The sequence below is a fragment of the Actinoalloteichus fjordicus genome (assembly GCF_001941625.1).
Classification (GTDB): domain Bacteria; phylum Actinomycetota; class Actinomycetes; order Mycobacteriales; family Pseudonocardiaceae; genus Actinoalloteichus_A; species Actinoalloteichus_A fjordicus.
Window position 1 is genome coordinate 1,988,056 of the sequence record NZ_CP016076.1, and the last position, 20,241, is coordinate 2,008,296.

Annotated in this window: 20 protein-coding genes; 16 read left to right on the plus strand and 4 right to left on the minus strand. The window is 69.7% G+C overall.

Features of this window, described 5'->3' with window-relative positions:
* The first annotated feature begins 24 nt into the window (after positions 1-24).
* From UA74_RS08995 to UA74_RS09025, 7 genes are all read left to right on the plus strand, one after another.
* Positions 25-2,478 (plus strand): glycoside hydrolase family 2 protein, encoded by a 2,454-nt coding sequence (locus UA74_RS08995; protein WP_075764214.1) that lies wholly within the window; start codon positions 25-27, stop codon positions 2,476-2,478.
* Between the two features lie 59 nt (positions 2,479-2,537).
* A complete protein-coding gene (locus tag UA74_RS09000) occupies positions 2,538-3,518 on the plus strand; it encodes an ROK family protein (protein WP_075743578.1) in 981 nt (326 codons plus the stop codon).
* Positions 3,519-3,796: 278 nt separating this feature from the next.
* Positions 3,797-4,183 carry a YraN family protein gene (locus tag UA74_RS09005; protein WP_075739853.1) on the plus strand — a complete coding sequence of 129 codons (387 nt, stop codon included), beginning with the start codon at positions 3,797-3,799 and terminating at the stop codon, positions 4,181-4,183.
* Positions 4,183-5,697, plus strand: coding sequence for a YifB family Mg chelatase-like AAA ATPase (locus tag UA74_RS09010; RefSeq protein WP_075739854.1), 1,515 nt, complete (start codon positions 4,183-4,185; stop codon positions 5,695-5,697). The genes UA74_RS09005 and UA74_RS09010 overlap by 1 nt, the downstream gene beginning before the upstream one ends.
* Positions 5,694-6,851 carry a DNA-processing protein DprA gene (gene dprA / locus UA74_RS09015; protein ID WP_075739855.1) on the plus strand — a complete coding sequence of 386 codons (1,158 nt, stop codon included), beginning with the start codon at positions 5,694-5,696 and terminating at the stop codon, positions 6,849-6,851. Before UA74_RS09010 ends, dprA begins: the two co-directional genes overlap by 4 nt.
* A 142-nt stretch (positions 6,852-6,993) precedes the next feature.
* Positions 6,994-7,965 (plus strand): tyrosine recombinase XerC, encoded by a 972-nt coding sequence (locus UA74_RS09020; protein WP_075739856.1) that lies wholly within the window; start codon positions 6,994-6,996, stop codon positions 7,963-7,965.
* The gene (locus tag UA74_RS09025) at positions 7,940-8,917 is read left to right on the plus strand and encodes a FliA/WhiG family RNA polymerase sigma factor (RefSeq protein WP_075739857.1); all 978 of its coding nucleotides are present in this window, start codon (positions 7,940-7,942) and stop codon (positions 8,915-8,917) included. The genes UA74_RS09020 and UA74_RS09025 overlap by 26 nt, the downstream gene beginning before the upstream one ends.
* A gap of 156 nt (positions 8,918-9,073) precedes the next feature.
* On the opposite strand, the gene UA74_RS31640 is transcribed toward UA74_RS09025, so the two are convergent.
* Positions 9,074-9,217, minus strand: coding sequence for a hypothetical protein (locus UA74_RS31640; RefSeq protein ID WP_157442196.1), 144 nt, complete (start codon positions 9,215-9,217; stop codon positions 9,074-9,076).
* A gap of 174 nt (positions 9,218-9,391) precedes the next feature.
* On the minus strand, positions 9,392-9,913 hold the full coding sequence (locus tag UA74_RS09030) for a M23 family metallopeptidase (protein WP_232237689.1): 522 nt from the start codon (positions 9,911-9,913) through the stop codon (positions 9,392-9,394).
* A 9-nt stretch (positions 9,914-9,922) separates the two neighbouring features.
* Between UA74_RS09030 and UA74_RS31645 the strand changes: the two genes are divergently transcribed.
* From UA74_RS31645 to rlmN, 8 genes are all read left to right on the plus strand, one after another.
* Positions 9,923-10,117: a hypothetical protein gene (locus UA74_RS31645; protein ID WP_198042971.1), complete on the plus strand. Its 195-nt coding sequence runs from the start codon at positions 9,923-9,925 to the stop codon at positions 10,115-10,117.
* Positions 10,118-10,489: 372 nt separating this feature from the next.
* Positions 10,490-11,350 carry a 30S ribosomal protein S2 gene (rpsB, locus tag UA74_RS09035; protein ID WP_075739858.1) on the plus strand — a complete coding sequence of 287 codons (861 nt, stop codon included), beginning with the start codon at positions 10,490-10,492 and terminating at the stop codon, positions 11,348-11,350.
* A gap of 219 nt (positions 11,351-11,569) precedes the next feature.
* Positions 11,570-12,388: a translation elongation factor Ts gene (tsf, locus tag UA74_RS09040; RefSeq protein WP_075739859.1), complete on the plus strand. Its 819-nt coding sequence runs from the start codon at positions 11,570-11,572 to the stop codon at positions 12,386-12,388.
* Positions 12,389-12,470: 82 nt separating this feature from the next.
* A complete protein-coding gene (gene pyrH, locus UA74_RS09045; protein WP_075739860.1) occupies positions 12,471-13,223 on the plus strand; it encodes a UMP kinase in 753 nt (250 codons plus the stop codon).
* Positions 13,224-13,263: 40 nt separating this feature from the next.
* A complete protein-coding gene (gene frr, locus UA74_RS09050; RefSeq protein ID WP_075764216.1) occupies positions 13,264-13,848 on the plus strand; it encodes a ribosome recycling factor in 585 nt (194 codons plus the stop codon).
* Between the two features lie 47 nt (positions 13,849-13,895).
* Entirely contained in the window at positions 13,896-14,822 is a 927-nt protein-coding gene (locus UA74_RS09055) for a phosphatidate cytidylyltransferase (protein WP_083683045.1), read from the plus strand.
* Complete coding sequence (locus tag UA74_RS09060; RefSeq protein ID WP_075739862.1) at positions 14,822-15,583, plus strand: class I SAM-dependent methyltransferase; 762 nt, start codon at positions 14,822-14,824, stop codon at positions 15,581-15,583. The genes UA74_RS09055 and UA74_RS09060 overlap by 1 nt, the downstream gene beginning before the upstream one ends.
* Positions 15,584-15,759: 176 nt before the next feature.
* A complete protein-coding gene (rlmN, locus tag UA74_RS09065) occupies positions 15,760-16,866 on the plus strand; it encodes a 23S rRNA (adenine(2503)-C(2))-methyltransferase RlmN (protein WP_075739863.1) in 1,107 nt (368 codons plus the stop codon).
* Between the two features lie 609 nt (positions 16,867-17,475).
* On the opposite strand, the gene UA74_RS09070 is transcribed toward rlmN, so the two are convergent.
* Complete coding sequence (locus tag UA74_RS09070; protein WP_075739864.1) at positions 17,476-17,961, minus strand: beta-class carbonic anhydrase; 486 nt, start codon at positions 17,959-17,961, stop codon at positions 17,476-17,478.
* Positions 17,962-18,372: 411 nt separating this feature from the next.
* Positions 18,373-18,651 carry a DUF2631 domain-containing protein gene (locus UA74_RS09075; RefSeq protein WP_075739865.1) on the minus strand — a complete coding sequence of 93 codons (279 nt, stop codon included), beginning with the start codon at positions 18,649-18,651 and terminating at the stop codon, positions 18,373-18,375.
* A 201-nt stretch (positions 18,652-18,852) separates the two neighbouring features.
* On the opposite strand from UA74_RS09075, the gene UA74_RS09080 reads away from it, so the two are divergent.
* Complete coding sequence (locus UA74_RS09080; RefSeq protein ID WP_075764218.1) at positions 18,853-20,079, plus strand: ABC transporter ATP-binding protein; 1,227 nt, start codon at positions 18,853-18,855, stop codon at positions 20,077-20,079.
* Positions 20,080-20,241 lie beyond the last annotated feature (162 nt).

Consider the following 20,241-nt stretch of genomic DNA (forward strand, 5'->3'; position numbering starts at 1 on the left):
GACGAAGTCGACCAGGGAGAGTTGATGCGGACACTGTTGCACGATGGTTGGACGCTGCGAGCCGTCGGCGGCGCCGCCCCGGACACGATCGCCGAGGCAGTGGTGCCTGCGACCGTGCCCGGCTGCGTGCACACCGACCTGCTGGCAGCCGACCTGATTCCCGACCCCTATCTCGACGACAACGAGGCGGCGCTCGCCTGGATCGGTCGCACCGACTGGCGCTACGAGACGACCTTCGCGTGGCACCCCGCCGAGGCCCATGACGTCGTCGAACTGGTGTGCGCCGGTCTCGACACCATCGCCACGGTGGTGCTCAACGGAGTGGTGGTCGGCGAGACGCAGAACATGCATCGCACGCACCGGCTCGACGTCACCGACGTGCTCCGCGAGGGCGACAACCGGCTCGCGGTGACCTTCGCCTCGGCGGTGGATCATGTGGAACGCGTCCGCGAGGAGACGGGGGCGCTACCGCACACCAACCACCATCCCTACAACCTCATCCGCAAGACGGCCTGCAACTTCGGCTGGGACTGGGGCCCCGATCTGGTCACGGCGGGCATCTGGCGTCCCATCGCGCTGGAGGCGTTCAGCAGCGCGCGCCTGGCCGAGGTGCGCCCGCTGGTCGACGTTCAGGACGGCCACGGCCGGGTGATCACTCACGTCGAACTGGCCCGCGCAGGCGAGCACGACGAGCCGTTGGTGGTCTCCGTCGAGGTGGCGGGCCACCGTGTCGAGGTGGCCGTCGACGAGGACGAGGACACCGCGGTGGTGGGCATCCTGGTGGAGAGCCCGGAGCTGTGGTGGCCGCACGGACATGGAGCCCAGCCGCTCTACCCGGTCGCGGTGCGACTGCGCTCACCCGCCTCCGGCGTCGAGTTGGACGCCTGGGACGGCGAGATCGGCTTCCGCACCGTCACCCTGGACACCGGCTCCGACGCCGACGGCACCCGTTTCACCTTCGTCGTCAACGGCAAGCCCGTCTTCGTGCGTGGTGCGAACTGGATCCCCGACGACGCCTTCCCCCACCGGATCGACGCCGAGCGCTACGCGGCCAGGATCGACCAGGCCAAGGATGCGGGTGTCAACCTGCTGCGCGTGTGGGGCGGCGGCATCTTCGAGAGCGAGGACTTCTACCGCCACTGCGACCGCGAGGGCGTCCTCACCTGGCAGGACTTCCTCTTCGCCTGTGCGGCGTACCCGGAGGAGGAACCGCTGCGCAGCGAGGTCGTCGCCGAGGCGAGAGAGGCGGTGGCCCGCCTGTGCCCGCATCCGAGCCTCGTGCTGTGGAACGGCAACAACGAGAACAACTGGGGATGGCACGACTGGGGCTGGCAGGAGCGACTCGGCGACCGGACCTGGGGACTCGGCTACTACACGGAGCTGCTGCCTGAGATCGTCGCCGAGCTGGACCCGACTCGGCCTTACACGGCGAGCAGCCCGTGGTCGGTCACCACCGAAATCCACCCGAACGAGCAGGCACACGGCAGCATGCACGTGTGGGACGTGTGGAACTCGCGCGACTACACGGCCTACCGCGACTACCGACCGAGGTTCGTCGCCGAGTTCGGCTATCAGGGGCCGCCGACGATGCGGACCCTGTTGCGCGCCGTCCACGACGAGCCGCTGACCCCGACCAGCCCGGGAATGATCGTGCATCAGAAGGCGGCCGACGGCGACGCCAAGCTGGAACGAGGTCTGACCGCGCACTTCGGAGTGCCTGCGGACTTCGACTCCTGGTTCTGGGCGACCCAGCTCAACCAGGCCAGAGCGGTGTCACTGGGCATCGAGCACTTCCGATCCCTGAGTCCGTTGTGTGCGGGCACCGTGGTCTGGCAGCTGAACGACTGTTGGCCGGTGACCTCCTGGGCGGCGGTCGACGGCGACGGCCGACGTAAGCCGCTCTGGTACGCGTTGCGCAACGCCTATGCCGACCGCCTCCTCACCGTGGAGCCCAGGGACGACGGGCTGGTCGCGGTCGCGGTGAACGACAGCGACGAGGACTGGTCCGCGCGGCTGACCGTCCGACGTCTCGCCGTCGACGGAACCGTGCTGCGGATGTTCGAGGTCCCGCTGACGGCGTCGGCGCGCACCACCGTGACGCTGCCGTTGGCGCCGGGCGACGTCGCGCCGGAGCATCCGGAGCGGGAGCTGCTGATCGTCGACGCCGACACCGGGCAGCGGGCAGCGTGGTTCCACGTGGCCGACAAGGATCTCGCGCTGCCTGCACCCGAGCTTCGGACCGAGGTCGAGCGGGTCGAGCAGGGCTATCGGGTCCGCGTGCACGCCGGGGCATTGGCTCGGGACGTGTCGATCCTCGCCGACCGGGTCGCCCCGGACGCCGAGGTCGACGACATGCTGGTCACCCTGCTGCCCGGTGAGTCGACGACGTTCCTGGTGCGCACCCTCGCCGATGTCGCGCACGACCGGCTCGTCGCACCCGACGTGCTGCGCACGGCGAACGAACTCGTGGCCCGATGACCGTCGGGACGACGCGGGCCGGGGACGACGACTCCGGGCCCGACACGAGTGGGCGGCACGTGAGAGAGGCGTCCCGACCGGACGACGGCGTCGTGCTCGGTCTCGACGTCGGCGGTACCAAGCTCGCGGCGGGGGTGGTCTCTCGGGACGGCCGGGTCCGGGCGTTCACCACCGTGCCGACGGACGCGGCTGACGGGCCGGTGAAGGTGATCGCCCGGCTCTGCACCCTGGCCAGGGAGGTGCTGGCCGTCGCAGGCCTGAGCCCCGCCGACCTGACCGCGGTCGGGATCTGCTGCTGCGGACCGCTGGACGCCCGCACCGGGATGGTTCACGACCCGCCGAACCTGCCCGGCTGGGGTGACGTCCCGCTCGCCGATCTCGTGGCTGCCGACCTGGGAGTTCGGACCTGGGTGGAGAACGACGCGACGGCGGCCACGGTGGGCGAGTGGCGCCACGGCGCGGGCCGAGGCGTCCGCGACCTGGTCTACTTCACGATCTCCACCGGGGTCGGTGGCGGCGTGGTCATCGACGGCCGGGTCCTGCGGGGCGGCAGCGGCAACGGCGGGGAGCTGGGGCACACCCTGCTCGTCGCCGACGGCAGACCGTGCGGCTGCGGTGCCAGAGGCTGCCTGGAGGCCTACGTCTCCGGCACCGCCATCGCCGCCAGGGCACGAGAACGGATCGAGGACGGCGGCGGCTCGACGCTCGCCGCGCTGACCGACATCGGCGCGGCCGACGTCGCACGGGCGGCCCGAGCCGGAGATCCGCTGGCCTCGGCGGTGTGGCAGGAGACGACGGACCTGCTCGGCGGGGCGCTGGCCGGCTACGTCAACCTGTTCGAACCACGGCTCGTGGTGCTCGGCGGCGGGGTCGCCCGCAGCGGAGATCAGCTGCTCGTCCCGGTTCGGGATCGAGCCAGGGCCCTGGCCATGCGCCCGGCCGCCGACGTCGTCGACGTGCGGCCCGCACAGCTCGCCGAGAAGGCGGGGGTCGTCGGCGCCGCTGCCGTGGCGTTCGAACGGGCTGCGGACGAAGGGTGACAGTCGAGGGATGACAGCCGTTGGATGACACGAGCCTCGGCGCCCGGTTCGGCGCCGAGGCTCGTCGCCGCCCTTACCGCGTCCATCGGCCGCGTTCACCAGCATTGATGTTCCTCGGTAGCACAGTTCCTCGCGGCGAACCGCGACACGCCGTCGTCGGCGGACGAGTTGTCCACATGCCGGGGGTTATCCACAGCGAAGGATCTTCATCTTCGTCTCGTCGGCCGGTCTCGCGACATCGTGTGCCCCAGAGCTCGTGAGCCGATCGAGGGGATGTCATGAACACGCAGACACACCAGCACACCGTGCCGTCGACACCTGCTGAGCTGGGCAGACTCGGGGAAGATCTCGCCGCGGAACACCTCCAGCAGCAGGGGATCGTGCTGCTCTCCCGCAACTGGCGCTGCGAACTAGGCGAACTCGACCTGGTCGGCTATCAGGACGGCGGTGTCGTCGTGTGCGAGGTTAAAGCACGCTCGGGAGAGGAGTTCGGCAGCCCGGCCGAGGCGATCACCGACGCCAAGGCGCGCAGGCTGCGCAGGCTCGCCAATGCCTGGCTGAGCGTCCATCACATCGGCTGGGTGTCCGTCCGGTTCGATCTCGTCTCGGTGCTCTGGCCGAAGAACGGTCCGGTCCGCCTCCACCACCTGCGCTCGGTGTTGTGATGGGCATCGCGACCGGCTGGGGCGTTGCGCTGATCGGGGTCGACGGCGTGCCCGTCGAGATCGAGGCCGACGTCGGCGCCGGAGTGCCCGATGTGAAACTGCTCGGCCGCCCCGACACCGTGGTCAACGAGTCGAAGGACCGCATCAAGGCTGCTCTGCGCAACAGCGGCGAGAGCTGGCCCCGGTCCAGGGTCACGCTCGGCATGTCGCCTGCCGGGCTGCAGAAATGCGGTGCGGGCTACGACCTGGCCCTGGCCTGCGTCGTCCTCGCGGCCGCCGGGGTGATCCCTGCCGTTCGGCTGCCGGGGATGCTCCTGCTGGGCGAACTCGCGCTGGACGGTCGGCTGCGCGCGGTCCGGGGCGTACTGCCCGCCCTTCTCGCGGCCCGTAAGGCCGGTCTCCGGGAGGCGGTGGTGCCCGAGGCTGCGCTGCCGGAGGCGGCGCTGGTCGAGGGCGTGGTCTCGCGAGGCGCCCGGCGCCTGATCGACGTGATCCGATGGCTCAGAGGGGAGGCCGACGACCTGATCACCATGACCGAGCCCGAGTCGCCCGCGCGTAGGCCTGCAGGCGATCTGGCCGACGTCGTGGGGCAGCCGGAGGCCCGTTGGGCCTTGGAGGTGGCGGCCGCAGGCGGCCATCACCTCCTGATGGTCGGGCCGCCGGGCACCGGGAAGACGATGCTCGCCCAACGACTTGCAGGGCTGCTGCCGGAGCTGTCCAGGGAGGAGGCGATCGAGGTCGCCATGATCCGGTCGGTGGCGGGACTGCTCGCCGCCGACGCACCCTTGTCTCGATACCCGCCGTTCGTCGCGCCGCACCATTCGATCTCGTTGGCCGCCCTGGTCGGCGGTGGTGCAGGCATGGCGAGGCCGGGCGCGGTGAGTTCGGCGCATCGAGGCGTCCTGCTCGCGGACGAGGCCTGCGAGTTCGGTGCGAAGCATCTCGACGCCCTGCGAACCGCGCTGGAGGACGGCGAGGTGCGGATCGCCCGCAGTCTGGGCGTGGCCAGGTTTCCCGCCCGCTGCCAGCTCGTGCTGGCGACGAATCCGTGTCCTTGCGCTCCGCCGAGAGACCTCGACTGCGTGTGCTCCGCAGTGAGCAGGCGTCGCTATTTCGGCAGGTTGTCCGGGCCCCTGCTGGACCGCGTCGATCTTCGGGTGCGGATGCGTCCGGTCACCGGACTGACCGTTCGCCCCGGACACGAGCCGGAGTCGACGGAGGTGGTCCGGGAACGGGTTCGGTTGGCACGACTGCGGGCCGCCAGACGCTGGGCCGAGCACGGCTGGCGTTGCAACGCGGAGGCTCCCGGTCCCGCGCTGCGCCGCGACTTTCCGCTTCCCCGCGACGCGCTGGAGATCCTTGATCGAGGGCTCACCATCGGCGCGATGACGGCCCGAGGCGCCGACCGCTGTCTGCGAGTGGCCTGGACGCTCAGCGATCTCGCAGGCGCGGAGCAGCCGGACTCCTCGCATGTGGCCGCGGCACTGGAGTTCCGCGATCGGCTTGCGTCATGACGCCCGGCGAGCTGTCCCTGTTGCTGGCCAGGGCATACCTGTTGCGAGTGGCGGAACCGCCTGCACCGGCACTCACCAGGTTCGTGGTCGAGCACGGCGCGGAAAGAGCGGCCGAGGCGGTACGCGGCGGACGGGTGCCAGGAGACGTTGCGAAGGAGGTTGCTGCGAGAAACGATCTGCGGCTCGCCGAACAGGATCTTCAAACGGGCCATGCGATGGGTGCTCGACTGCTCGTTCCGGAACACGAGCAATGGCCGAGACAGCGGTTCGCCGACTTCGAACACGCGGCGCAGAACGGAGTCCAGAATGCGGCTCCGCCGTTGGCGTTGTGGGTTCGAGGCTCGCCGAGACTGGCCGAGTCGACCGCCTCGGCGGTCTCCGTGGTGGGCTCCCGAGCCGCCTCGGGGTACGGAGAGCAGTTGGCGGCCGAGTTCGGTCACGGCCTGGTCGGGCGGGGATTCACCGTCGTCTCCGGTGCCGCGTACGGCATCGACGGGGCGGCGCATCGCGGTGCACTCGCGGGAGGCGGAACCACCGTCGCGGTCTTGGCCTGCGGGCTCGACGTGGGGTATCCGGCCGGGCACACCAGCCTGCTCCGGGCGGTCGAATCGGGGGACGGTGCGGTGCTCAGCGAGTACCCGCCGGGTACTCCGCCCGCTCGCCATCGGTTCCTCGTCCGCAACCGACTCATCGCGGCTCTGTCCGCAGGGACCGTCGTCGTGGAGGCCGGACGACGCAGCGGCGCAAGGAACACGGCGGGGATCGCAGGCGGTCTCGGTCGAGTGGTGATGGCGGTGCCCGGCCCGGTCACCTCGGCGCTCTCCGCAGGCTGTCACGAACTGCTGCGGGACGGCGAGGCCCTGTTGGTGACCAGCACGGCGGAGATCGCGGAGGCGGCCGGGCCGATGGGCGACCACCTGATCTCGCCTGGCGATCGGCCCAGCCGAGACACCGACGGACTAGGAGAGGAGGAGTTGCGCGTCTTCGAGGCGCTGGATCTCCGGAAGGGGGCGGCGGCGGACGAGGTGTCCGTCAGGTCGGGAGTCGAGCTCGCCAGTGTCCGGGCAATCCTGCCGGTCCTGGAGTTCGCGGGGCTGGCCGCGCGAGGCGAGTACGGCTGGACGAGACGACGGAGGCGATCGGGACGATCTTGACGACGGACCTGCGGTGACTGAGCAGCGCAGTGGATCGAGGCGGGCGCGCGCCGCCTCGATCCACCGTCTCCCACCCGAAAGAAGACACGCCCGAGACCAAATCAATCTTGACGTGGCTGCGTTCGCCGCGCAGCGTTGTGGCATGACGGAGCCGACCGCGCAGGACTCTCCACGTGGGGACTCGCGATCGACGGTGACCGAGCTGCCTGCCGATCTCGAGCGCCTGTGCGTCGATTTCGTCCGGCATCTGCGATTGGAACGGAACCTGTCGGAGCACACGGTGCGGGCCTATCGCGGCGACGTGACGAGCCTGCTCGGCCACGTGGTGGACTGCGGTGGTGTCGAGGCGACGGCGGTGGACCTTCGGATGCTGCGGTCCTGGCTGGCGATGCAGCACGGTGCCGGGGCGAGCCGTGCCACTCTGGCGAGACGGGCCGCCTCGGCGCGAGCCCTGACGTCCTGGGCGCATACGGCGGGGCGGATCGCGCACGACCCCGGACCGCGACTGTCAGCGCCTTCGCCGCGTCGACGGCTGCCCGTGGTCCTGCGGCCCGCCGACGCCGAGGTGGCATTGGGCGCCGCTGGTGCGGGGGCTGCGCAGGCCGACCCCGTTGCGCTGCGTGATCACGCGGTGGTGGAGGTGCTGTACGCAACCGGGGTAAGGGTGGCGGAGTTGTGCGGCCTCGATCTTGACGACGTCGATCGGCAGGCCCGCCTGTTGAGGGTGTCAGGCAAGGGCGGCCGCGAACGCGTCGTGCCCTTCGGCCTGCCAGCCGATCGGGCGCTGGAGGCGTGGTTGTCCTCGGGCCGAGGACACCTGCTCACATCGGCGTCATCTGCGGCGTTGTTCCTGGGTGCCCGTGGCGGGAGGATCAATCAGAGATCCGTTCGGCGCGTGGTGCACGAGGTGCTGCGGGCGACGCCGGGCGTGCCGGACACCGGCCCGCACGGGCTTCGGCACTCTGCGGCGACGCATCTGTTGGAGGGCGGAGCCGACCTCCGCAGCGTTCAGGAGTTGCTTGGTCACGCTACGCTCTCAACTACCCAGTTCTACACCCATGTCACCGTCGAACGGCTGAAGGCGATCCATGACCGAACCCACCCCCGTTCCTGACGATGCCGGGGGAGGTTCCCGTACTGCCACCGTGCGCCAGGATGAGCGACGCGCGAGCGGAACCGATGTCGTGAGAGGCACCGGTTCGGGTAGACCAGGGACAGCTCCGGTGGGCGGCCCGCAGACACGCGATGCCGCAGGTCCACGACAGCGCGTGCCGTCGACCGCCAGGTCGGATGCGGCGGAACGCAGTGCCGATGTCGAGGCGGGCATCGTCGCCCTGTGGCGGGCCTATGGCGGCCAGCGTCAACGTGTGCTGCGTGATCGCCTGGTGCTGCACTATGCCCCGCTGGTCAAGTATGTGGCGGGCCGAGTCGGCACCGGGCTCCCGTCCCACGTCGACGTGGCCGACCTGATCCAGTCCGGCATCTTCGGCCTGGTCGATGCCATCGAGAAGTTCGAACCAGAGCGTGGACTGAAGTTCGAGACCTACGCGATGCAGCGGATCAGGGGTGCGATCCTGGACGACCTCAGAGCCCAGGATTGGGTGCCCCGGTCGGTTCGTAGCCGCGCTCGCGACGTGGAGCGGGCGATCGAGCGGCTGGAAGGCAAACTGCAGCGCACCGCGAGCGATCCCGAGCTGGCCACGGAACTAGGGATCGACGTCGGGGAGCTGCGCGATCTGTTCGCTCAGCTCCAACTCACCAGTGTCGTCGCGTTGGACGAGCTGATCGCGGCAGGCCGGGGCTCCGCCTCTCTCGCGGAGACTCTGCCCGACGAACGGGCCGAGGACCCGGTGGCGAACCTGGTCGATCGGGACAGCAGGCGACAGTTGGCCGAAGCCATCGCCCAGCTTGCCGAACGGGACCGTGTCGTCGTGACCCTCTACTACTTCGAGAACCTGACCTTGGCCGAGATCGGCAGGGTCCTGGGGGTGACCGAGTCACGGGTCTGCCAGTTGCACACCCGAGCGGTGCTGCGGCTGCGAGCCAAGCTCGCCGAACAGGTCTAGTCAGGTCCCACCGGCCACCAGCCACCGGCCGAGCGGTCCACTCCCACTGGCCGAGCGGCCGAGCGGCCGAGCGGCCGAGCGGCCGAGGGCTGAGCGGCTGAGCGGTCGCGTGGCTGGAGGGACCGGCAGACTGCGCTGGCAACGACAGCTGACACGTCACATGACGATGTCCTGCTCGATCTGCTCCTGGGCCTCCTGGGCCTCCTGGGCCTCCTGGGCCTCCTGGGCCTCCTGGACCTCCTGGGCAACCCAAGGTCTCGCGTCCGGGCCCGAATCCGGGCAGTGTCTCGTCGGTTCCAAAGTTGGGGGCTGGGCCGAAGGCGTGTGTCTTTCAGGGGGCTGGTGCGTGGCTGCGGTGGGAATCGGTGCGGCTGTCTGTTCCGACCGTGTCGGTGTGTCGGTGTTCCGCTTGTGTCGGTGTGTCGGTGTGTCGCTCTGACGTGTGCGAACTCGTGCCACCGCATTGCCCGCCGCTCACCACGGCAGCAGCCGCAGTCTCAGGCGACCGAGCAGCGTGAGCGGATCGACGTAGACGCCGTCGCGCCGGGCGCCCCAGTGCAGGCAGGCCTCCGAGGTGCAGCCGGGATGTCCCCTCATCGCCTCGCCGATCGGCTGACCTGCGGATACCCGGTCTCCGGTCGAGAGCATCGATTCCACCGGCTCATAGGTCGTGATCAGTCCGGCCGCGTGCTGGATCGACACCACGGGCCTGCCCGCCACCGGGCCTGCGTGACGCACCGTGCCCGCTCCGGCTGCATGAACCAGTTCACCGGGCGAGACGAACAGGTCGACGCCACGGTGGCCGGGGCCGTAGGGGTGAGGCGGCGGATCGAACGCACGCACCACCGTCAAGACGGTCTTCAACGGCGAGACGAAGGGCTCCTGGCCATCCGCCTGCGCGACCTGTTGACGCCCCAGGCTGGTCGGCATCGGCGCCGCCACGGGCGCGGGCAGCGCCAACACCAGGATCAGCCCGGCCCAGACGCCCCTCCACAACAGCCCGCGATGACAGCCCGCCTGTCCACGTCGATCATGCTTCCCGAGACCGCCGAGACCGCCGAGACCGCCGAGACCGCCGAGACCGCCGAGACCGCCGAGACCGCCGAGACCGCCGAGACCGCCGAGACCGCCGAGACCGCCGAGACCGCCGAGACGACGCGGACGGCGTCGCCGATGGCGGTCGACAGGCCTGACGGCTGATTTGGACATGCGACACACGCTGCCCGCCGTGCCTGGTGACGCGCCAATGCGATCGCACGAGCCTGTGGACAACTCGGCGTTGTGGACAACCTCGTGTGCATGGTCAGCCGCCCTCGGGGTCTTCGGGGGAGGGACGTATACTGATGGGTGCGGCCAGTTTGTCTTCAGGCCGACTTCACAGTGCTGACGCATGCCTGATCGTCTGCGGACGACCAGGCAAGGGCGCCCGGTGGTCCTGACGCGGTTCTCTTCGCCGTGCGGGTCCGGGTGGTTCGCGTGGCACCAGGGCGGCGGGCCACCCGGTCCGTCGCGACAACCGACAGTGCGTGCAGGCCGAGTCCAGCACGCCGACCATACGAGGTGGAACCGGCTATGGCCGTCGTCACCATGAAACAGCTGCTCGACAGCGGCGTTCACTTCGGACACCAGACTCGTCGGTGGAACCCGAAGATGAAGCGCTACATCTTCACCGAGCGCAACGGCATCTACATCATCGACCTCCAGCAGACGCTGTCCTACATCAACCGGGCCTTCGAGTTCATCAGGGAGACCGTCGCGCACGGCGGTTCGATCCTGTTCGTCGGCACGAAGAAGCAGGCGCAGGAGGCGATCTCCGAGCAGGCACTGCGCGTGGGGATGCCGTTCGTCAACCAGCGCTGGCTGGGCGGGATGCTCACCAACTTCACCACCGTGCACAAGCGCCTCCAGCGTCTCAAGGAGCTGGAGTCGATGGAGCAGACCGGTGGCTTCCAGGGTCGCACCAAGAAAGAGATCTTGATGCTGACCCGTGAGAAGGACAAGCTGGCGCGCACGCTCGGCGGTATTCGCGACATGGCGAAGGTGCCCAGTGCGGTGTGGATCGTGGACACCAAGAAGGAGCACATCGCCGTCGGCGAGGCCCGCAAGCTGGGCATCCCGGTCGTCGCGATCCTGGACACCAACTGCGACCCCGACGAGGTCGACTACCCGATTCCGGGTAACGACGACGCGATTCGCTCCGCCGCTCTGCTGACCCGTGTGGTGGCCGACGGCGTCGCGGAGGGTCTGATGACTCGCTCCGGTCGCAACAACAGCGCGCCCGAGGGCGAGGACAAGCCGCAGCCGGGCGCGACCGACGAGCCGCTCGCCGAGTGGGAGAAGGAGCTGCTCACGGGCGCCGAGGCCGAGAAGCCCCAGGCCGAGGCGACCGAGCAGCCTGCCGAGCAGCCTGCCGAGCAGCCCGCCCAGGCCTGAGTCCCGGCCTTCGATCCCGCCGCCGGTTGACTGCGGACGGGATCACGGCAGGCCTTCCAGGACTGCGGACGACCTCCCGACAACCGCGCGGGCGGGCCCACCGGGCCCGCCCGCGCGGTGCGGGATCGGGGCGCCTCGGCTGTGCGGCCGGTGCCCTGTCTTTGCCCCTGGCGCGACTTCGCCGCGCAACAACAGACATGTAAGGATTGACGACGCACCATGGCGAATTACACGGCGGCTGATGTCAAGCGTCTCCGCGAGTTGACCGGCTCCGGGATGATGGACTGCAAAAAGGCCCTGGAGCAGACCGACGGCGACATGGACAAGGCCGTCGAGATCCTGCGCATCAAGGGCGCCAAGGACGTCGGCAAGCGTGCCGAGCGCGTCACGGCCAACGGCCTGGTCGCGGCGGACGGCGGCGTCCTGCTCGAACTGAACTGCGAGACGGACTTCGTCGCGAAGACCGCCGCCTTCGAGGAGCTGGCCGCGCAGATCGTCGCCGCCGCCAAGGCGAGCTCGGCAGGCGACGTCGCGGCGCTCAAGGCGGCTCCGATCGCCGACGGCAGGACCGTCGACGAGCTGGTCCAGGAGCAGTCGGCCAAGATCGGCGAGAAGCTCGAGATCCGCCGCGTGGTCTGCTTCGACGGCCCGGTCTCGGTCTACCTGCACCGCCGTTCCTCCGACCTGCCGCCCGCAGTGGGTGTGCTGGTGGAGTTCGAGGGTGGCAGTGAGCAGGCCGCTCGTGGCATCGCGATGCAGATCGCCGCGCTGCACCCCCGCTACGTCACCCGTGACGAGGTGCCCGCCGACATCGTCGAGAACGAGCGTCGGATCGCCGAGCAGACGGCCCGCGAGGAGAACAAGCCCGAGGCCGCGCTCAGCCGGATCGTCGAGGGCAGGCTCAACGGGTTCTTCAAGGACGTCGTCCTTGTCGACCAGCCTTCGGTGCAGGACTCCAAGAAGCAGGTCAAGGCGCTGCTCAGCGATGCAGGCATGACCGTGAAGCGTTTCGCGCGCTTCGAGGTCGGCCAGGCCTGAGAGGTCCCCGCGCGCCCTGTCCTCCGCCGTCACGGCGGAGGACAGGGCGCTGGCTGTCAGTCAGGCTCATGGAGGAGAACCGTTGACCGAACGCAGCGAAACAGCACCTGGCTTCCGACGGGTGCTGCTCAAGCTCGGTGGTGAGATGTTCGGCGGCGGCGCCGTGGGCGTCGATCCCGACGTCGTGCACACCGTGGCCGCCCAGATCGCCGCAGTGGTGCGCGGCGGAGTCCAGGTCGGCGTGGTCATCGGGGGTGGCAACTACTTCCGAGGCGCGGAGTTGCAGCAGCGCGGGATGGAGCGCACCCGCGCCGACTACATGGGAATGCTCGGCACGGTGATGAACTGCCTGGCATTGCAGGACTTCCTGGAGCGGGAACAGGGCATCGACACTCGTGTGCAGACCGCCATCACCATGGGCCAGGTCGCCGAGTCCTACATTCCCCGCCGCTCGATCCGGCACCTGGAGAAGGGGCGGGTCGTGATCTTCGGCGCGGGCGTGGGGATGCCGTACTTCTCCACGGACACCACCGCTGCCCAGCGCGCGCTGGAGATCGGCGCCGAGATCGTGCTGATGGGCAAAGCCGTCGACGGCGTGTACACCGCCGACCCCAAGCGTGACCCGCAGGCCACGATGTTCAGCCACATCAGCCACCGTGAGGTGCTGGAGCGCGGTCTCAAGGTCGCCGACGCCACGGCGTTCAGCCTCTGCATGGACAACAACATGCCGATCCTGGTGTTCAACCTGCTCAACGAGGGCAACATCGCTCGGGCCGTGCGTGGTGAGAAGATCGGCACGTTGGTCAGCACCCCTGGCGAGCGCTCGGAGTACTGAGCGTGCTGAGATCGACACTCGGGGCCCCACCACTGCCGCTATGCATAGTAAGGAGTCAGCCGTGATCGACATCGACGAGTCTCTTCTCGACGGCGAGGAGAAGATGGAGAAGGCGGTGGCCGTCGCCAAGGACGAACTGGCGAGTGTGCGTACCGGTCGGGCGACTCCGAACATGTTCAACGGCATCGTCGTCGAGTACTACGGCGCGCCGACGCCGCTGAATCAGGTGGCGGGGATCAACATCCCCGAGGCACGTCAGGTCGTCGTCAAGCCTTACGACGCGAGCCTGCTGACCGCCATCGAGAAGGCGATTCGCAGCTCGGACCTCGGCGTCAATCCCACCAACGACGGCACGATCATCCGAGTGCTGGTCCCGCAGCTCTCCGAAGAGCGCAGGCGTGACCTGGTGAAGGTGGCGAAGACCAAGGGCGAGGAGTCCAAGGTCACCATCCGGAACATCCGCCGGAAGGTCAAGGACGAGATCGACCGGGCGGTCAAGGACGGCGACGCGGGGGAGGACGAGGGCACCCGCGCCGAGAAGGAACTGCAGAGCCTCACCGACAAGTACGTCGGCCAGGTCGAAGAGCTGGTCAAGCACAAGGAAAGCGAACTGCTGGAGGTCTAGGGCGTGCTGATCGAACATTCGACCGAGCCGCGCTCTTAGGACTGTCGATGGTGGTGGCTGGTGAGAAGAATGCGGCACCGGGAGTCGGTACCGGCATCCTGCGGGAGTCTCCTGCGTCGACGACGCAGGACGCCGCCCTGGTTCCGGCGGTGAAGCCTCCGTCCAGGACGGGGCGGAACCTCGGTGCCGCGGTACTGGTCGGTCTGCTGCTCGGTGCCGCGATCCTGGCGTCCCTGCTGTGGGCGCGGCACCTGTTCCTCGTGGTCATCGGCGCGGCGGTGGCCGTGTCGACGGTGGAGACGGCCACCGCGTTCCGCCGGGCGCGCGGCATGAAGGTCGCCATGACGCCCCTGCTGGTGGGCGGTCAGGCGATGCTGTGGGTCTCGTGGCCCTATGGCCTGGACGGCGTGCTGACGGCCTTCGTGCTGACCGTGTTGGCGTGCCTGCTCTGGCGGGTGCCGGGCGGTTCGGAGAACTATCTTCGCGACGTCGCGGGATCGATCTTCGTTGCCGCCTACATCCCGTTGTTCGCGACCTTCGCCGCCCTGCTGGTGCTCCCGGAAGACGGGGTCCTGCGGGTGGTGGCCTTCATGCTCGTGGTGATCGGCTCGGACACCGGCGGTTACGCGGTCGGGGCGCTGTTTGGCAGGCACCCGATGGCACCGCAGATCAGTCCGAAGAAGTCCTGGGAGGGCTTCGCGGGCTCGCTGGTCGCAGGCGTCGGTGCAGGCCTGATCATGGTCACCCTGATGCTGGGCGGTCAGTGGTGGCACGGCGCCCTGTTCGGCGTCGCCCTGGTGGCGACGGCGACGGTGGGTGATCTGTTGGAGTCGCTGGTCAAGCGGGACATCGGGGTCAAGGACATGGGCACGCTGCTCCCCGGCCACGGCGGCCTGATGGATCGAATGGACTCGCTGCTGCCCTCGGCCATGGTGGCCTGGCTGCTGTTGAACTGGTTCATTCCCGTCGCCTGATGGCGTTCTGGTCTTCGCGTGCGGGCGGCCCGTCCTCGTCCGGTGTGCTGCCGAGTCCGAACATCTGGCGGTGGCCAGGGGTCTACGAGGTGGAGAACCGGGCTCAGGACCGCGAGCACGCTCTCTTCGTGGCGCTCCGGGCGGCCTTCGACTGGGCCGGGCTCGACGTGGTCGACGTGGGCTGTGGCGACGGCTTCCACCTGCCGATGCTGGCTCGCGATGCGCGGTCGGTGGTCGGCGTTGAGCCGCATCCGCCGTTGGTCCGTCGGGCGCGACGGCGGGTGGCAGGCCTGGACTCGATCCGGGTGCTGGCGGCGGGAGCGCAGCGCCTCCCGCTGCCGGACGCGAGTGTCGATCTCGTCCACGCGCGGACGGCGTACTTCTTCGGTCCCGGATGTGAGCCGGGACTCCGGGAGGCCGAGCGGGTGCTGCGTCCCGGCGGGGCGATCGCGATCATCGATCTGGACGCCACGCGGCACCCCTATGGGAGCTGGATGCGGGCCGACCTGCCCGACTACTCGCCCGCCGACGTGGAGGACTTCTTCGCGGCGCAGGGCTTCGACTGTCGTCGGGTGGACACGCTGTGGCGGTTCGACGACAGGGAGAGCCTGGGCTCGGTCCTGCGTATCGAGTTCTCCCGTCGGGTGGCCGCGCGCGCGATCGCGCAGACGCCGGGCCTGACGTTGCCCGTCGGCTACCGCCTGCATGTGCGGCGTCGGCCCGCCACCGTGCTGCTGCCGGGCGGGCGACCGACGTCCTGACTCGGGTGCCCGGTGATGCAGGCGGGGCCGATCGGATGAGTGCGTCGTCGGGTGACGAGAGGTGCTCGCGAGGCGGCGGTTGCTCGCGAGGCGATCGGTGCGATGCGCGACCCCGTCGAGCGCGACGTCGGGGCCGGTGAGAGCCGCTCGCGCTCCGTGGGACACTGGATTACGCCATGACTGCGCTACCTCTCGTCTTCGACGCACCGCGCCGCGGCCTGCCGCCGCGCCACCTCGCCGACCTCGCCGCCGCCGACCGCAAGGCCGCCGTGGCCGAGCTGGGGGAGAAGCCCTTCCGGGCCGCCCAGCTCGCACACCACTATTTCGGTCGGCTGAGCACCGACGCGGAGTCGATGACCGACATCCCGGCCGCCAGCCGGGAACGGCTGGTCAGCGAGCTGCTGCCCACGCTGTTCACCACGGTCCGGGACGTGACCACGGACGAGGGCACCACCCGCAAGACGCTGTGGCGGGCTCACGACGGCACCCTCGTCGAGAGCGTCCTGATGCGGTACACCGATCGCGCGACGGTCTGCATCTCCAGCCAGGCGGGCTGTGGAATGGCCTGTCCGTTCTGCGCCACCGGTCAGGGCGGACTGCAACGCAACATGTCCACGGCGGAGATCGTCGACCAGGTCCGTTCCGCTGCGGCCGTGATGCGCGACGGGCTGATGCCCGGCGGCCCCGGCAGGCTGTCGAACGTGGTCTTCATGGGCATGGGCGAGCCCTTGGCGAACTACAAACGGGTGGTTGCCGCCGTGCGCCGCATCTGCGATCCGGCCCCCGACGGGCTCGGGCTGGCGCAGCGGTCGGTGACGGTCTCGACCGTGGGGCTCGCTCCCGCGATCCGCAAGCTCGCCGACGAGGGACTCCAGGTGACACTGGCCGTCTCGCTGCACACGCCCGACGACGAGCTGCGGGACACGCTGGTGCCGGTCAACACGCGGTGGACGGTGGCCGAGGTGCTGGAGGCCGCCCGGTACTACGCGGACCGTACCGGCAGGCGGGTGTCCATCGAGTACGCCCTCATCCGCGACGTCAACGACCAGCCATGGCGGGCCGACCTCCTGGCGAAGCTGCTGCGCAGGCACCTGGGCCAACTCGTCCACGTCAACCTGATTCCGCTGAACCCGACGCCGGGGAGCAAGTGGGACGCCAGCCCCAAGCCGGTGGAACGCGAGTTCGTCCGCCGCGTGCAGGAGGGCGGCGTGAGCTGCACCGTTCGGGACACCAGGGGACAGGAGATCGCCGCCGCCTGCGGCCAGCTCGCCGCGGAGGGCTGAGCGGGGCGCACGGGTCGCGGATCACGCACGTCGTGCCCCGGGCCTGCCCCCTCGAACTGTGGGGGCGACCTTCGCACCGGCTCTCGCCTCCTTGACCGGTGCGGCGGGCCTGTCGCCCTGTGCCCTCAGGACCGCTTCGGGCCGGTGATCCGGACGAACCAGGCCCGACATCCCACCCCGGTACCTGCCTATCCTGGCCGGGCGAGACGGACTCGCAGGCGCCGGAGCACGGGACGGGGTCCATCCGGCCGAAGTCACAGCGCCGGAGCGCTCGTTCGAGGCGGCGTCGGGCTGCCGGAGCGGCACCCCTCCGTGGCCTCCCGGCAGCGGAACCTGCCTGCCGAAACGCCCGGCCGGTGGTTCCCCGACGCTTCACCGCGCCGCTGAGCGGCCCACCGTGCCGATCGCCGACGTCCACACGGCGACACGGTGGGCCGATCGAGGGCTAGAACGGGCCGAGCCCGCCGGACCGCGTTCCCGGGGTTCGGCGAGGCGCGACCCGGGAGGATACGAGGCTCAGACCAGCACGGAACGTCTCGCTGGTCCGCCGTCATCCGATCCCGGTCGATCGGAGCGGTAGCCCGCGCTCGTTCGACGGCCCGCGCGCCGTCACACGACTTCGCGCAGCGCCCCGGTCTCGACGTCGAAGACGAATCCTCGAACGTTCTTGTGTTCGATGAAGGGGTTGGTCTGGATGCGCTTGATGGACTGCCGGACGTCGCCGTCGAGGTCGTCGAAGGCCTCGGCGGCCCATTCCGGCTTGATGCCGGTCTCGGCGAGGATCTCGGACTTCAGCTCGTCGTCGGTGAACGTGAGCATCCCGCAGTCGGTGTGATGGATGAGGATGATCTCCTCGGTGCCCAGCATCCGTTGGCTGATCACCACGGAGCGGATCATGTCGTCGGTGATCACGCCGCCTGCGTTGCGGATGATGTGGGCGTCGCCGAGGCGGAGTCCCAGCATCTCGAACACGTCGAGTCGCGAGTCCATGCAGGCGACCACGGTGAGTTTCAGGGCGGGCGGCAGCGGCAGTTTGAGGCCGAAGGACGCGCTGTAGGCCTTGTTGTTCGTGATCAGCTCGTCGGTGACTCTCATGATCGCTCTCCATCGCTGTGCCGGGCCGGTCGAGCTTCCGTCGCGGCGGGGATGGACGGCAATCGACGACGCCGTGCTGCTCGGTGACGTCGACGGGCTTGCGGACTGCCCATAGCCACCCGGCGGGCGGCCGTCGCGGAGGGAGCTGCCGACCCGATGAGTCGGGACGGGACTGTGCGCGGCGGGGCATCATCGGCCCGAGACGTCGACCCGGGCGCGGGTCGCGCGGGTCGACGTCTGAAGTGCACGCGGAGAAGTCAACAGAGGACGACGCAAAGACGCAAGCGTTGAGCGGAAACGCTGCTGGTCATGAGCTCGATGGTGGCTTGAACCACTCTTTGGTGCACGCCGTTCCCGGCAATCCCTGGCGCATGGTGACCGGGTAGCGCCGTGCGTCGCCCCGAGCCGGGCTCAGTTACGCCAGGAGGTCCGGCGGCGGACCTGGTCCCAGATCAGCGCGGCGACCATGCCTGCGCCGAGGAAGATCAGCCAGAGGTCCTCGGTGTGACCCTCGTGGTTGCCGATCAGCATGGCGAACACGGAGAGGGCGCCCACCCAGCCTGCCACCCGCGTGCCGACGGGGAAGCCGCCGTGCCAGCCCCATTCGGCCGAGGGCTCCTCATGGGGGTCGACGGTCGTGGCGGGACGCTTCTCCACTGCCGACGAGGACCTTGCAGAACGAGCGGCCACGTTCCCTCCACCACGAACACGATCGAGTAGGTTGCCCACGTATCGTCGCATACGGGGGCGTCGTGACCCCGATCAGCCTGGGCTGTCCGCCGGTGACTGTCTGCGGTAGGAGGGTCTCGTCTACGCTGCGGCGCGTCGACCGGGCCGTGACCCGATGCCGACGGCCCCAGTCCCCCGCTGTCCCTGCCGAGGTGTGTGCCTGTGACCGACGAGTCGGCGGAGTTCCATCCCCGAGAACAGCGCACCCCCGACACCTTCGCCCCGGTCGCGGTCGCGTTGTCCGGGGTCACCCGACGTTACGGGGACCAGATCGTGCTCGACGATCTCTCGCTGCGGGTGCACGAGGGCGAGTTCTTCTCGATCCTCGGGCCGTCCGGCAGCGGCAAGACGACCCTGCTGCGGATGATTGCAGGCTTCGCCGACCCCGAGCGCGGGACCATCGAACTCGACGGCGTCGACATGGTCGGCGTGCCGCCGTACCGGCGCGACGTCAACACCGTGTTCCAGTCCTATGCGTTGTTCCCGCACCTGGACGTCTGGAACAACGTGGCCTATGCGCTGCGCCGCAAGGGGCTGCGCGGGGGTGAGCTGCGGCGACGGGTCGGCGAACATCTGGAGCTCGTCCAACTGTCCGGTTTCGCCCGGCGCAGGCCGCACCAGCTCTCCGGCGGCCAGCAACAACGGGTCGCGGTGGCGAGGGCACTGGCCGCTCGCCCGCGTGTGCTGCTCCTCGACGAGCCGCTCGGCGCGCTGGATGCTCAGCTTCGCGGGCGGATGCAGGTCGAGCTGATGCGTATTCAACGCGAGGTCGGCACGACCTTCCTCTACATCACCCATGATCAGGAGGAGGCACTGGTCCTCTCGCATCGCCTCGCCGTGCTCGCGGGCGGACGCATCCGGCAGGTCGGCTACCCCGAGGACGTCTACGAGCGCCCGGCCAGCAGGTTCGTCGCGAGCTTCCTGCGTTCCTCCGCCACGGGCACGACGAACATCCTGGACAGCGAGGTCGTCGGGCACGACGCGGCCGCCGACCTGTTGGAGCTGCGGGTGGGTCCGGGCGCGCGCCTGCGCGCGACGCTGCCTGCCGGGACCGCCGCCCGGGCGGGCAGCCGCGTGGTACTGACGGTCCGGCCGGAGAAGGTGCACGTCTACGACGTGGACGGATCGGTGGCGCCGCCCTCGGGCTGGTGCCTGCTGCCGGGCACCGTCGTCGACATCGTCTACACCGGCGTGTCCACCCAGTATCTGGTGCGGGTCCCCGCGACGGGCGGGGACACCCTGGTGGCGTTCGTGCAGAACACCCGGCGGATCAGCGATGCGGGCGGTCCGGGCCAGCCCGTGCTGCTGGCCTGGGACCCCGAGCACAGCGTGCTGCTGGCCGACGACGCCGATCTCGACGACCACGGCGCGGCGGAGGCGGGACCATGACACCGATCGAGGGAGTGACAGGCGCAGGGAGGGCGGGCTCGGCGGCGCGATCCGAGTCCATGCCTGCCTGCGGCTCGACGGCGCGGAGCGGATCGGCGCCACGAGGGTGACCGGCCCGGCGAACGCGCCGCGACACCGCGCGTTCGCGCACATCGAACGGCC